This window comes from Hymenobacter seoulensis, from assembly GCF_054780535.1.
In genome coordinates this window covers 1083708-1095807 of sequence record NZ_BAAGWD010000002.1, presented here as the reverse complement: position 1 = coordinate 1095807, position 12100 = coordinate 1083708, and the positions used below count along the sequence as shown (strand labels likewise).

At 54.4% G+C, this 12100-nt stretch carries 13 protein-coding genes; 11 read left to right on the top strand and 2 right to left on the bottom strand.

Annotated features, from left to right (window positions below):
• Positions 1 to 10: 10 nt before the first annotated feature.
• The 6 genes from ACYVHC_RS12555 (at position 11) to rplS (ending at position 4473) form a co-directional block, all read left to right on the top strand.
• Positions 11 to 718 (top strand): RluA family pseudouridine synthase, encoded by a 708-nt coding sequence (locus ACYVHC_RS12555; protein ID WP_460614059.1) that lies wholly within the window; start codon positions 11 to 13, stop codon positions 716 to 718.
• Between the two features lie 235 nt (positions 719 to 953).
• Positions 954 to 1709, top strand: a complete 756-nt coding sequence (locus ACYVHC_RS12550; RefSeq protein ID WP_460614058.1) for an acyl-CoA desaturase — start codon at positions 954 to 956, stop codon at positions 1707 to 1709.
• A gap of 247 nt (positions 1710 to 1956) precedes the next feature.
• Positions 1957 to 2514, top strand: a complete 558-nt coding sequence (locus tag ACYVHC_RS12545; RefSeq protein WP_460614057.1) for a 30S ribosomal protein S16 — start codon at positions 1957 to 1959, stop codon at positions 2512 to 2514.
• A 120-nt stretch (positions 2515 to 2634) separates the two neighbouring features.
• On the top strand, positions 2635 to 3216 hold the full coding sequence (gene rimM, locus ACYVHC_RS12540) for a ribosome maturation factor RimM (protein ID WP_460614056.1): 582 nt from the start codon (positions 2635 to 2637) through the stop codon (positions 3214 to 3216).
• A gap of 15 nt (positions 3217 to 3231) precedes the next feature.
• Positions 3232 to 3906, top strand: coding sequence for a tRNA (guanine(37)-N(1))-methyltransferase (gene trmD, locus ACYVHC_RS12535; RefSeq protein ID WP_460614055.1), 675 nt, complete (start codon positions 3232 to 3234; stop codon positions 3904 to 3906).
• A gap of 195 nt (positions 3907 to 4101) precedes the next feature.
• Positions 4102 to 4473 carry a 50S ribosomal protein L19 gene (gene rplS / locus ACYVHC_RS12530; RefSeq protein ID WP_460614053.1) on the top strand — a complete coding sequence of 124 codons (372 nt, stop codon included), beginning with the start codon at positions 4102 to 4104 and terminating at the stop codon, positions 4471 to 4473.
• 204 nt (positions 4474 to 4677) lie between these two features.
• Here the strand turns inward: rplS and ACYVHC_RS12525 are convergent, their stop codons facing one another.
• The gene (locus ACYVHC_RS12525) at positions 4678 to 5103 is read right to left on the bottom strand and encodes a hypothetical protein (protein WP_460614052.1); all 426 of its coding nucleotides are present in this window, start codon (positions 5101 to 5103) and stop codon (positions 4678 to 4680) included.
• 147 nt (positions 5104 to 5250) lie between these two features.
• On the opposite strand from ACYVHC_RS12525, the gene ACYVHC_RS12520 reads away from it, so the two are divergent.
• Together ACYVHC_RS12520 and ACYVHC_RS12515 are read left to right on the top strand one after the other, a co-directional pair.
• A complete protein-coding gene (locus ACYVHC_RS12520) occupies positions 5251 to 8217 on the top strand; it encodes a M1 family metallopeptidase (protein ID WP_460614051.1) in 2967 nt (988 codons plus the stop codon).
• Positions 8218 to 8235: 18 nt separating this feature from the next.
• Positions 8236 to 8835 carry an inorganic diphosphatase gene (locus ACYVHC_RS12515; RefSeq protein ID WP_460614050.1) on the top strand — a complete coding sequence of 200 codons (600 nt, stop codon included), beginning with the start codon at positions 8236 to 8238 and terminating at the stop codon, positions 8833 to 8835.
• Positions 8836 to 8932: 97 nt separating this feature from the next.
• Here ACYVHC_RS12515 and ACYVHC_RS12510 read toward each other — a convergent pair whose 3' ends face one another.
• A complete protein-coding gene (locus tag ACYVHC_RS12510) occupies positions 8933 to 9643 on the bottom strand; it encodes a DNA repair ATPase (protein ID WP_460614049.1) in 711 nt (236 codons plus the stop codon).
• A gap of 284 nt (positions 9644 to 9927) precedes the next feature.
• Between ACYVHC_RS12510 and ACYVHC_RS12505 the strand changes: the two genes are divergently transcribed.
• The 3 genes from ACYVHC_RS12505 (at position 9928) to ACYVHC_RS12495 (ending at position 12031) form a co-directional block, all read left to right on the top strand.
• Positions 9928 to 10335: a 6-pyruvoyl trahydropterin synthase family protein gene (locus ACYVHC_RS12505; RefSeq protein ID WP_460614048.1), complete on the top strand. Its 408-nt coding sequence runs from the start codon at positions 9928 to 9930 to the stop codon at positions 10333 to 10335.
• A complete protein-coding gene (gene folE, locus ACYVHC_RS12500) occupies positions 10328 to 11014 on the top strand; it encodes a GTP cyclohydrolase I (RefSeq protein ID WP_460614047.1) in 687 nt (228 codons plus the stop codon). Before ACYVHC_RS12505 ends, folE begins: the two co-directional genes overlap by 8 nt.
• 105 nt (positions 11015 to 11119) lie before the next feature.
• Complete coding sequence (locus tag ACYVHC_RS12495; RefSeq protein WP_460614046.1) at positions 11120 to 12031, top strand: epimerase; 912 nt, start codon at positions 11120 to 11122, stop codon at positions 12029 to 12031.
• Positions 12032 to 12100 lie beyond the last annotated feature (69 nt).

Here is a 12100-nt window from a genome sequence, read left to right as displayed (position 1 = left end):
TTTACCCCTAGTGAATCGTCCGAATCTGTGGTCGGAGCGGAAAGAAATTCTGTTCGAAGACAACCACCTGCTCATTATCAACAAACCCGCCGGCCTGCTTGTGCAAGGCGATGCTACCGGCGACGAGCCTCTTTCGGCTAAGGCCGAGGAGTATTTGCGCTTTAAGTATAAGAAGCCCGGCGCTGCCTTTGTGGGTGTGGCGCACCGCCTCGACCGGCCGGTAAGCGGCGTGGTAGCCTTGGCCAAAACCAGCAAAGCCCTGAGCCGCCTGAACGAAATGTTCCGCGACAATAAGGTGCATAAAACGTACTGGGCCCTCACCGGCAAGTGCCCCTCTCCCACCGAGGGCCACCTCACGCACTGGCTGGTAAAAGACCCCATCCGCAACACCACCAAAGCCTACACCGAGCGCCACGGTCAGGGTCTGAAGTCAGACCTTGACTACAAAGTATTGGGCCAGGCCGGCAACCGTTGGTTGATACAAGTAAACCCTATTACGGGCCGGCCTCACCAGATCAGGGTGCAGCTCAGCTCAGGGCTCGGCACTCCTATCGTCGGCGACGTGAAATACGGTTTCCTAGCCCCCCTGCCCGATGTAAGCATTGCCCTGCACGCCCGGCAGCTAGAGTTTCAGCACCCCGTTACCAAGGAAGAAATGTGTTTCCGCGCGCCCTTGCCAGATATAGCCCATTGGGAAGCTGCTGAAGCATATTACTAAGGTGCTTTGCCAAAATTTTGAGGGTAGCAGATGACAAAAATCATTGGGTGTCATTTGCTACCCCTCCACCTTTGCTGAACCTGAACAACATTTTGGCCTTTTGTAGAGGCGAATTGCACTCCAGGCAGATGTGGCCGTAGTTTTGTAACACGGCTGCTGAACTTAACCTCAGCTTTTAAGCTTCTCCGCACAGAAGCAAGGCTGCTCCTGGTCTCGACCTCTAACTTTCTGCCCCATGGCGATACTTTTCTTTTTCATAGCGCACTACTACCTGTCGCTGTTCACGCAGACCTTCTATTTGCACCGCTACGCGGCCCACAAGATGTTCACGATGAACAAGTTCTGGGAGAAGTTTTTCTTCCTGTTCACCTACATCTGCCAGGGTTCTTCGTTCCTGTCGCCTAGGGCATATGCCTTGCTGCACCGCATGCACCACGCCTACTCCGATACGGAGCTGGACCCGCACTCGCCTTTGTACTCTTCCAATGCATTTACCATGATGTGGAAGACCAAAAACATCTACAATGATGTGCTCAACCACAACTACGAGTTGGCGGAGCGTTTCGAAGGCGACTACCCTGAGTGGAAAGCAATTGAAAACCTCGGCGACAAGTGGTATTCCCGCATTGGCTGGGGCGCGTTGTATGTGCTGTTCTATGTGCAGTTCGCTACGGCGTGGTGGCAGTTCCTGCTGCTACCAGTACACTTCCTGATGGGGCCCATTCATGGCGCTATTGTGAACTGGGGCGGCCACAAGTATGGCTACCAGAACTTCGACAACCACGACCATTCCAAGAACACCTTGCCCTTCGACTTCCTGGCGTTTGGCGAGCTATTCCAGAATAACCACCACAAGCTACCCATGCGCGTCAACTTCGGCGTGAAGAAATGGGAGCTGGACCCCACCTACATGTTTATCTGGGGCCTTGATAAGATTGGCGTGGTGAAAGTCAAACGCAAGTGGCAGCAACCCGTGCCTATGGCGGCGTAACTCGTGGCTAAATATTCAAAAAAGGCTGTTTTCTTACGAAAGCAGCCTTTTTCTTTTAGCTCAAAATTGGGTTTGCGGCGTCAGAGGAGGTAGTAGGTTTACTAGGTTGCTAGGTAAGCCAAACCGCAATTGAGTTGCTAGGCCTCAGCAATAGACGAAGAGACTTCCAAAGCCCAACTCTTTTCTCTACCTTTGCACCTCATTTTCAACCAGACGCACGGGATGCGTCGCTTAACCAAACCGGTTTATGGCAGTTAAAATCCGCCTCGCCCGTCGTGGCCGCAAAAAGGCCGCACAGTTCGACATCGTTGTTGCTGACTCCCGCTCGCCCCGCGACGGCCGCTTCATCGAAAAAATCGGTACCTACAACCCCCAGACTAACCCCGCTACCATCAACTTCGATGGTGACAAGGCGTTCGACTGGATCATGAAAGGTGCCCAGCCTACCGATACGGTACGTGCTATGCTCTCTTACCGTGGTGTGCTCTACCGCAAGCACTTGCAGCTTGGCGTAATTAAAGGCGCCATTTCGCAGGACGTTGCTGATCAGCGCTACACCGCTTGGAAAGAAGAGAAAGACGCTAAAATCGAAGGCAAGCGTACTACCCTCGGCACAGCCAAGGAAGAGGCTCGTAAAGAGCGTCTGGCTGCCGAAACCAAAGTTAAAGAAGCTCGTGCTGAAGCACAGCGCGCCAAGCAGGCTGCCCTCGAGGCTGCTAACGCTCCGGCTCCTGCTGCTGAAGCTGAAGGCGAGACGACTGAAGCTGCTGCTCCAGCCGAAACCACTGAGGAAGCTGGCGCCTAATTTCAGGCTTACGTAAGAAGGTGATGAGGTAAAATTGAGGAGTACAGACGGCTTACCCCGCCTATCCCCTTGTTCTACCTCATCACCTTCGCACGTTTTCCCTCCTCATTTCTCTTTGCCATGACTCTCGACGACTGCTACGAGCTGGGTTCTGTGGTGAAGCCTCACGGCCTGAAAGGGTTTGTAGTGGCTGCCTTGGACGTGGATAACCTCGATGAATACCGCAAGCTAAAATCGGTGCTGCTGGAGTTGCCCTCAGCCCCTGGTAAGCTCACGGAGTTCTTCGTAGAGAAGCTTCAGCCGCAAAGCGACGCTAGGGCCCTGGTGAAGTTCAAAGGCATTGACCGGATAGAAGACGCTGAGCCCTTGCGCAATGCAAAGCTCTGGCGTCCGCTCTCTGAGCTGCCGAAGCTCGCCGACGACCAGTTCTACTTCCATGATGTCATCGGCTACACCGTAGTGGATGAGCAGCAGGGCGAGCTGGGCACGGTAGAAACCTTCTATGAGCTGCCGCAGCAAGATGTACTTTCTATGCGCTACAAAGGGCAGGAAGTACTGATTCCGGTTGCCGACGAGCTGGTTTCTCATGCCGATGTGAAGGAGCGGAAACTATACGTAAACTTGCCCGATGGCCTCCTCGACGTGTATCTGACGCCCGCCTCACGCGAGCGTGATGAGCCCGACGAGTTTGTAGAGCCGTAGGGGGTAGCCCACACCATGCGTGTTGACATTGTCACGTGCCAGCCGGATTTGCTGGTCAGCCCCTTTGCGCATTCCATTGTGAAGCGCGCACAGGAGAAAGGGCTGGCCGAAATCCATTTGCACGACCTGCGCCGCTACGCCATCAACAAACACGGTCAGATTGATGACTATGTGTTTGGCGGTGGTGCCGGCATGGTGCTGCGTGTGGAGCCTATTGCCGCTTGCTTTGATGAGTTGCTAGCCCAACGTTCCTATGAAGCCGTCATTTACATGACGCCCGATGGAGAAACGCTCCGGCAGCCGCTCGTCAACCGCTTGTCACTTGCTGGTAACCTGCTCATTCTGTGCGGCCACTATAAGGGCGTTGATGAGCGGATTCGGGCGGCCTATATCACCCACGAAATCAGCGTAGGCGACTACGTACTGAGTGGCGGTGAACTAGGCGCAGCCATATTGGTAGATGCGGTAGTGCGGTTGTTGCCCGGCGTGCTGGGCAACGAGGAATCGGCCCTGAGCGACTCGTTTCAGGACAACCTCTTAGCTCCTCCCGTGTACACCAGGCCGGCCGAGTGGCGCGGACTTACAGTTCCGGAAATTCTGCTTTCGGGCAACACCCCGAAAATAGACGTCTGGCGCCACGAGCAGGCCTTGGCCCGCACGGAACAGCGCCGGCCCGACTTGCTTTCTTAGCATACAGCTCGGTGATGTTGCTGGTTGATGTGACAATTTAAGAGGCTCCGCGCCCTCCTGATTCACATTTTCTACGCAGCTCATACTCTTCACCTTTGCCGTATTTGTAATCATCAAATCAGAGCGCTATATTTGCGCCTCTTTACCCGAAACCCCTTCGGACGGCGCGGCCGTCCTTTCAAAGTTTTTCCAGCCATGAGCGTACTACTCGATTTTATCCAGCAGGAATCCCAGGAGCGCCGCGCCAGCTTCCCTATTTTTGCCGCCGGCGACACCATTAACGTACACGTTAAGATCCGGGAAGGCAACAAGGAGCGCATTCAGCAGTTCCAGGGCGTTGTAATCCAGCGCAAGAACAGCAACTCGAACGGCGAGACTTTCACCGTACGTAAGATTTCTAACCAGATCGGTACCGAGCGTATCTTCCCCCTCCTGTCGCCTAACATCGACAAGATCGAAGTCATTCGTCGTGGCCAAGTACGTCGTGCTCGTCTGTTCTATCTGCGTGGCCTGTCGGGCAAAGCTGCTCGTATCAAGGAGAAGCGTCGCGCTGTAGTTGCAGCATAAGCTTCTTTGCACATACAAAAGCCGGTTTCTTCCCAGAAGAAACCGGCTTTTTTGTTTTCCACTACTCCCAGCACACAAAGCTACTGAACAGGTAGTAGAAGCGTTTTGCTGCGTTAAGTGAGATATGCAATTACCCTTTTACACAGCACTCCACAAAAAAGCCCGTTCCTATAGGAGCGGGCTTTTTTGTGGAGTGCTGTGTGGTTACGAGTTCTGCGCGGAGTTCTGCTGCAGATCCTGCTCGGGAGTAGAAGTACCGCCGCCATGCACCTGCTTGGCAGCTGCACTCAGGGCCTCGCCCAAATTGGTTACTCGCTCGGCTGTATTCGGATTATCGGCAAATACTGCGGCTTTCGTGGTATTTGCACCTAGGCGGGCCAGCAGCTGGCTTACCAAGTCCTTATCAATGGTGCCGCCTCCGAAGTGTGCCTTCAGAGCCTGCATGTCCACGACAATCTGGTGCAGTTCGGGGTTATTTACATCCTTCAGATCTTCAATCCAGCGCTGGAAATGATTATCGAGGCCAGCGCGGTCCGCTTCATCCTGCAGGTCGCCGGATAGAATTTTCACGGCGCCGTCTAAATGGTTTTGATGCTGGGTATCGTCTTTGGGCTGCTTGTGGAAAGACATAGTAGGCTAGGTTAATCTGCTGCTAGCAGCAGGACAGTTGGGAATACCCGTGCAAACGCGGGGCTGCGGTAAAGGTTGTGGCGCATCTTCCCAACCGAAGAAGTACTTTCGCTTATCCGTTCCCTCATTCGCTTCTTTCAATTTAGTATGAAGAAAATTCTAAGCCTTATAAGCCTAGCCGTATTGCCTTATGTAAGCATTGCCCAAGCCAGCAAAGCCGCCTGGCAGCAGCAGGTTAACTACTCTATTGACGTTACGCTGGACGACAGCAAGCATATTTTAACCGGGCGCGAGCAAATAACCTATACCAACAACTCCGCGGCAAAGCTGCCTTATATCTGGTTTCATCTGTGGCCCAATGCCTACCGCGACAACACCACGGCTTTTGCCCGGCAGCAGCTTCGCAACGGCAGCCGCAAGTTTCAGTTTGCCAAACCCGAGCAGCGCGGCTTCATTGATGGGCTTGATTTTCAGGTAAACGGCCAGCCGGCTCAGCTTCAATACGACCCTAGCAACCCAGACATGGCCAAGCTGGTGCTACCGAAACCTTTGGCTCCCGGCGACAGCATCACTATTACCACGCCGTTCCGGGTGAAAATTCCGGACTCCTTTTCCCGCTTCGGGCACGTAGGCCAGGCCTACCAGATTACGCAGTGGTACCCAAAGCCGGCGGTATACGATAAGAAAGGCTGGCACCAAATGCCTTACCTCGACCAAGGCGAATTCTATTCGGAATTTGGCTCCTTTGATGTGCGCATTACGCTGCCGGCAAATTACGTGGTAGGCGCTACCGGCGTACTCCAGAACCCCGAGGAACAGCAGCGCCTCGATACCTTAGCCGCCGCCACGGCTCAGAAGAAAACCCAGAAAGACTTTGGCGAAAGCCTGGACTTTCCAGCCTCGGCGCCCACAACCAAAACGCTGCGCTACGTGCAGGACCGCGTGCATGACTTTGCTTGGTTCGCCGATAAGCGCTTCAATGTGCTGAAAAGCGGCGTGACACTACCCTCCGGGAAACAAGTAACCTCCTGGGTACTGTTCACCAACAAAGAAGCCCAAAAGTGGATCAAAGGCTTGCAGGACGTGAACGACGCCCTTACCTATTACTCGCAGTGGGTAGGCGAATATCCGTATGCATCAGCCACGGCCGTAGACGGAGCCCTGAGTGCCGGCTCTGGCATGGAATACCCCATGGTGACAGTGACCCAGCCCAGCGCCATTGTACATGAGGTGGGCCACAACTGGTTTTATGGCATCCTGGGCTCAAATGAGCGGGATTTTCCGTGGCTGGATGAAGGCGTGAACTCCTACGTGGAGCAACGGGTAGCCGAGTTGAGTAATAGCACGGCCAGTCAGCTTGATTTCTTCGCTAAGCGTCCCGAACTGGCGGTTAAAATGGGATGGGATGGGTTGCCAGCAGCGGCACTAAACCAGATTCCGTACCAGCTTGCGGCTTCCCGGGGCCTCGACCAACCCGTCAGTGGACCTACTTCGGCGGAATTTGGCCGGCTGAACTATGGGTTCATCGTGTATGGCAAAACGTCTTCCCTGCTTAAGTATCTGGCGGGTTTCCTAGGTCAAGAAAAGTTTGATGCCGCTATGCAGGCGTATTATCAGCGGTGGCAGTTCCGGCACCCCTACCCCGAGGATATGCAGGCTGTGTTTGAGGAAGTGAGTGGCCAAAAGCTGGCGTGGTTTTTCCGCGACATGCTCACAACCGAAAACCGGTATGAAGCCTCCGTATCCGACATTCTGGTGGCGGATAAGACAGTAAAGGTGCTCGTGCGCAATGACTCACCGGCCCCATTTGCTGTACCCGTTGCTACCCTCGATGCGCAAGGCAAGGTACTGGAGACCAAATGGACGCCCGCTTTCGGTGGCACCGATGATGACCGCAAAGATGAAACCCAGCTCAACTTCAATAGCGAAAACGTAGCCGCCGTGGTAGTCGACCCCGGCTATCTTACGCCCCAGCTCAACCGCCGCGACGACCGCCTGAAGCTTAACGGCTCGTTCCGCTCCTGGGAGCCGCTTCAGATCAAACCGTTGGCTGGCATAGAGCGCTGGGACCGGAGCACACTCAATTGGATACCTGTGGCAGGCGCCAATACCTCCGATAAGTTTATGCTGGGAGCCGCTTTTTATAACAATGCGCTGGCCCCGAAACGGCTGAACTTCCTGGCCATGCCTATGTACAGCTTCAACCGCAATGAGTTGAACGGTATTGGCGCCCTGAGCCTGAACGTACTGCCCCGCACTGTATCGAGGCAACTGCTAACCAGCGTGCAGATCCAGCGTTTTGAGCGCTACCGCAAAATAGAGCCCAGCATCACGCTGCTTCTCCCCCACTCGGCCTTTGCGGGTCCGCAGCACCTAGTGCGTTTTGCCAACACCACCGTACGCGACCAAGATGAAGGCACTACCAGCAGCTTCCAGACGCTGGAGTACCTAGTACAGCACAAAAACGCTCTCCAGAGTTGGTCGGCTCATGTTGAGCTGAATTACCTGACGCCTAACACCTCGCTTGAGCTTAGCACACAGGAGGCCGCGCTGCTGCGTGCTACTGCCACCTATAGCCGCTACTACAACGCTAAAAAGCAGGTACGGGCCCGCTTGTTTGGCGGACGCTTCCTGAAATCTACTTCAGCCAACCCATTTGTCATGGGCCTGAGTGGCAGCCCCGACTACCGCCGGCAAACTGCTTTCCTCGACCGGCAGCAAATTTCTGATGTATACACCGCGCAGCGTCATCAGACGGACGACCGCGACGGCGCTTTTAAAGCCTTCTTGCCCGCAACTAGCAACTCCTGGCTCAGTACGCTGGGGCTAGAGGCTGACCTGCCCGTTACGTCGTTGGCGGTATTTGCTGACCTAGGAGCCACCAAAGAGTTTCAGACGGTATCAGCAGAACGGGGCAGTCAGCGGCTTTATTACGATGCCGGCCTAGTAGTGCCCATCAAAAAAGTGTTCCGGTTGTACTTGCCAATAGCAGGCTCGCAATACGCCAACGGTTTGCCCAGCAGCCGCAAGGATTTCACTGACCGAATCAGGTTTGTGCTTCACCTAGAGCAGCTGAACCCGTTCCGGATTCTGAACGAGCAGCTCGCCCAATAACCCTATCGGAAGCATTGTATGCGTGTAGTGCCTCTTCTGTTACTAGGCTTGGTAAGCGGACTAACCGCCTGCCAAACTGATTATGCCGATTTGCCTACTTTTTCGGCGGAGCACAAGCTTTTGCAGGTGGTGGTGGAAATGCCTGCCGGCACCAACGTAGAGCAGCGCTACGCCCCGGAAAACAAGCAATTTCAGCCTCTTCAGGAAGCTGGTGCTAACCAGTTGGTGGAGTTTCTGCCAGCACCGGGCAATTTGGGCTTTATTCCGGGTACGCAAGCACCCGCTGCCGGCACTACTGCCGGTGGCGGGCCACTGCCGGCTCTGGTGCTTTCCGAAACCCAACCGGCTGGTACCGTACAGGAGGTAGTTCCTATTAGCTTATTGTTGCTTGACATTAGCGGAACCCTGCAGCAAGTGGTAGTAGCCGTTCCGGCCCGCCCCGCCCAGCGCATTCTGCCTGATGCCACCGACTGGGCCACCCTTACCCAACGCTACCCGGCCGTTCGGGCTGGCTTAAGCTTATGGTTTCGGCACCGCATCCGCCCCAATGAAACCCGCATTGTAGGATGGAAAGATGAGAAGGTGGCCGAACAGTACATCCGTAAACACATGAAATAAGCAGGCGCTCCCCATGCGAGTAGCTTTTGCAGGACACAAAAAAACCCCGCTGACGAATCAGCGGGGTTTTTACTTGTAGTGCTAGCGCAGAGGCCGACTACTCAATCTTGTTCATGCGCTCCTTCACTGCTTCCAGCGCAACACGCATGTTCACAATGTCGGCGCGGGCAGCTTCCTGCTCTTTCAGGTTCAGGTCAACCTGGTTGTTGTACTGCTGCAGTTCAGCGGCGTTCTGAGCCAGCTGCTGCTGGATTTCAATTTTGCGCTGCTTGTTCTTGTCGATGTCCTTCTTGATGGCATCGGCTTTGGTGATAACGGCCATGTGGTTGTTCTGCGACGACACCAGGGCTTTCTCAGCTTCAGCAACCTGCACAGCCAAGTCCTCACGGTAGAGCTTGCGGGCAAAGTCCTTCAGGTAGCCTTCTGCCGACTTCCACTGCACGGGAGTAGCATCTTTGCCTAGGTATGCATTACCCAAGTCAATTGACCACCAGATGGTGGTACCAGTCGGAACGGCATCCACTTTGCTGATTACACGTACGGGAGTTTTCGAAATGGATTCGATAACTACGCCATCCATGGTGTAAACGCCTTTATCGGCCTTTACTTTGCTGCCGAACTGCTCGTCCAGCTGCTTTTTCCAGGAATCTTCTACGCGCTTGCTGTCAAGCTGCACGGATACACGCTGACCTTTGCGCGGAATGCCTTTGACGGCCATTTCCGTTTCGTCAACGGGCGACTTTTGCGCAATGCTAGTCACCGTCGTTGCCAACATCAGCAGCATAGAGAAGAGTAAGCCTCGTTTCATAAGAGAATGAAATGGGTTGAAAAGAAATGATTTGCAAGTATGGTGTGCGGCGCTCCTATGTCCGACTGACCAAATTTAACCAGACTCCCCGCATCTTTCCGAGCCTCCGATTGTTTTTTTTTAAGAATATTGGCTTTTGTTAAAAAATTAATATTCAGAATAGTTTAGGTACCATACTTATATACCTATACAAAGATGTATAAACCGGATTTTAGGCCATAACCTGCTCATTTTCCGTAGCTCAGCCGTAAACAAAAGCAACTCTACCCGGTTCAATCCCGACTATGCAAATTACCGTCTGCCGTAAAGAGCACTTCAACGCCGCCCATCGTTTACACAACCCAGCTTGGGACGATGAGCAGAACCAAGCCACGTTTGGCAAGTGCAACAACCCTCATTATCATGGACATAACTACGAACTCATTGTTCGGTTGACTGGGGCCATTGATCCGGCCACGGGATACGTCTATGACATGAAGCGGTTGAGTGACCTCATCAAACGCGAGATTCTGGATACCTTTGACCACCGGAATCTGAATTTAGACACCGAAGAATTTCGGCATCTGAACCCCACTGCCGAAAATATTGCCGTGGTGATTTGGAACCGACTACGTCCTCATGTTGAGGAGCGCCTAGCCCTTGCGGTTACGCTCTATGAGACTGAACGCAATTTTGTAGAATACCATGGATAATTCCGTGCCTGCCGCTACTGCTGCGGATAGCACCCCCGACCGGTCGGCCCTTGATACTCAGTTGCCCGCCGACCTGCGCACCCCGCTTCGCTCCGATGCTTTTCTGCTCAGTGATGACGAGAAAATTGCGGCCATCTCCGAACATTTCCGTGGCATCATGGAAGTGCTGGGCCTCGACCTGACGGATGACAGCCTGAGCGGCACTCCCAAGCGAGTAGCCAAAATGTACGTGCAGGAGTGGTTTAAGGGCCTCGACCCCAAGCACCGGCCCGATGTAAAGCTGTTTGAGAACCGCTACCAGTACCAGAATATGCTGGTAGAGCGCGACATCACCCTATTTTCTTGCTGTGAGCACCACTTTGTGCCCATTATTGGGAAGGCGCATGTGGCGTACCTGCCCGGCGAGCACGTAGTAGGGTTGAGCAAGCTGAACCGGGTAGTGCAGTACTTTGCCCGCCGCCCACAGGTGCAGGAGCGCCTCACCCGCCAGATTGCAGAAGAGCTAAAAACTACCCTGCGCACCAACGATGTAGCAGTTCTTATTGAGGCTGATCACCTGTGCGTGATGAGCCGCGGGGTAAACGATACTAACAGTAGCACGCTAACTGCTGAGTATGGTGGCGCTTTCGGACGCGACGATGCGTTGCGGCAGGAGTTTCTGCGGCTTATCGGAAAATAACTTTCGGCTTGCAAGTTGGCGCCGCGCCACTAGCTTGCGTATCAGTTCCAACCCACCTATTTACTGCACATGCCCTTACGGCATCTGCTAACGGCTTAGCACTACATGTCTCGCAAAGTTCTGATTACCGGAGGTACGGGCATGATTGGCACTCGCCTGGCCGAGATGCTTATTGATGCCGGCTACGAAGTGGCGCTGCTTAGCCGCACTCCGGGAGCCAGCCGTTACAGGGGCTTCCGCTGGAATCCGCTGGCTGGCACCATTGATGAGGCCGCTGTTACGTACGCCGACTACATCATTAACCTGGCGGGCAGCAGCGTTTCGGATGGCAAATGGACGCAGGAGCGCAAGCGCGAAATCCTGTCGAGCCGTTTGGCCGGAACCCAGTTGATGGCCCGCGAGCTGGCCAAGAAAAACCACCACGTACAGGCCTTTATTTCTGCCTCAGCTATTGGCATTTACGGCGACCGGGACAACGAGGTAGTAAACGAAGAAACTCTTCCGGCCACCGACGATTTTCTGGCGCAGGTGTGCCAGCAGTGGGAAGCCGCCGCGCACAATGTGGCCGAGGATGGTATCCGGACGGCTATTTTCCGCATTGGCATTGTGCTGAGCCCGGAAGGCGGCGCATTGGTTCCGCTGGCCCGCACCGTGAAGATGATGGCCGGGGCGCCGCTAGGCTCTGGCAAGCAGTACATGTCCTGGATTCACCTCGACGACTTATGCCGCCTGTTTATTCAGGCCATGGAGGAGCCCCAATGGCAGGGCACCTACAATGCCGTTGCGCCTAATCCGGTTACCAACCAGGTTTTCACTGAAACGCTCGCAGATGTGCTGCACCGGCCGCTGGTACTGCCCAAAGTACCGGAGTTCGGGTTGAAGCTGATGATGGGCGAAATGAGCGAAATTGTACTGGCCAGCCAGCGCGTAAGCGCGGAGAAAGTGCTACACCAAGGCTTTTCGTTTGAATATCCGAAGCTGCGGGAAGCCCTGGTATCGTTTTACGGCGACGACTGATTTTTACTAGGCCTAGAAAACGAGGAAAGCCCCTCGGCACAAACCACTAAACGTGCGTTGTACCGAGGG

Bases quoted from the DNA above. Each gene is read 5' to 3' on its own strand.
- ACYVHC_RS12550 (WP_460614058.1), top strand. From the start codon at position 954: ATGGCGATACTTTTCTTTTTCATAGCGCACTACTACCTGTCGCTGTTC.
- ACYVHC_RS12545 (WP_460614057.1), top strand. From the start codon at position 1,957: ATGGCAGTTAAAATCCGCCTCGCCCGTCGTGGCCGCAAAAAGGCCGCA.
- rimM (WP_460614056.1), top strand. From the start codon at position 2,635: ATGACTCTCGACGACTGCTACGAGCTGGGTTCTGTGGTGAAGCCTCAC.
- trmD (WP_460614055.1), top strand. From the start codon at position 3,232: ATGCGTGTTGACATTGTCACGTGCCAGCCGGATTTGCTGGTCAGCCCC.
- rplS (WP_460614053.1), top strand. From the start codon at position 4,102: ATGAGCGTACTACTCGATTTTATCCAGCAGGAATCCCAGGAGCGCCGC.
- ACYVHC_RS12525 (WP_460614052.1), bottom strand. From the start codon at position 5,103: ATGTCTTTCCACAAGCAGCCCAAAGACGATACCCAGCATCAAAACCAT.
- ACYVHC_RS12520 (WP_460614051.1), top strand. From the start codon at position 5,251: ATGAAGAAAATTCTAAGCCTTATAAGCCTAGCCGTATTGCCTTATGTA.
- ACYVHC_RS12515 (WP_460614050.1), top strand. From the start codon at position 8,236: ATGCGTGTAGTGCCTCTTCTGTTACTAGGCTTGGTAAGCGGACTAACC.
- ACYVHC_RS12510 (WP_460614049.1), bottom strand. From the start codon at position 9,643: ATGAAACGAGGCTTACTCTTCTCTATGCTGCTGATGTTGGCAACGACG.
- ACYVHC_RS12505 (WP_460614048.1), top strand. From the start codon at position 9,928: ATGCAAATTACCGTCTGCCGTAAAGAGCACTTCAACGCCGCCCATCGT.
- folE (WP_460614047.1), top strand. From the start codon at position 10,328: ATGGATAATTCCGTGCCTGCCGCTACTGCTGCGGATAGCACCCCCGAC.
- ACYVHC_RS12495 (WP_460614046.1), top strand. From the start codon at position 11,120: ATGTCTCGCAAAGTTCTGATTACCGGAGGTACGGGCATGATTGGCACT.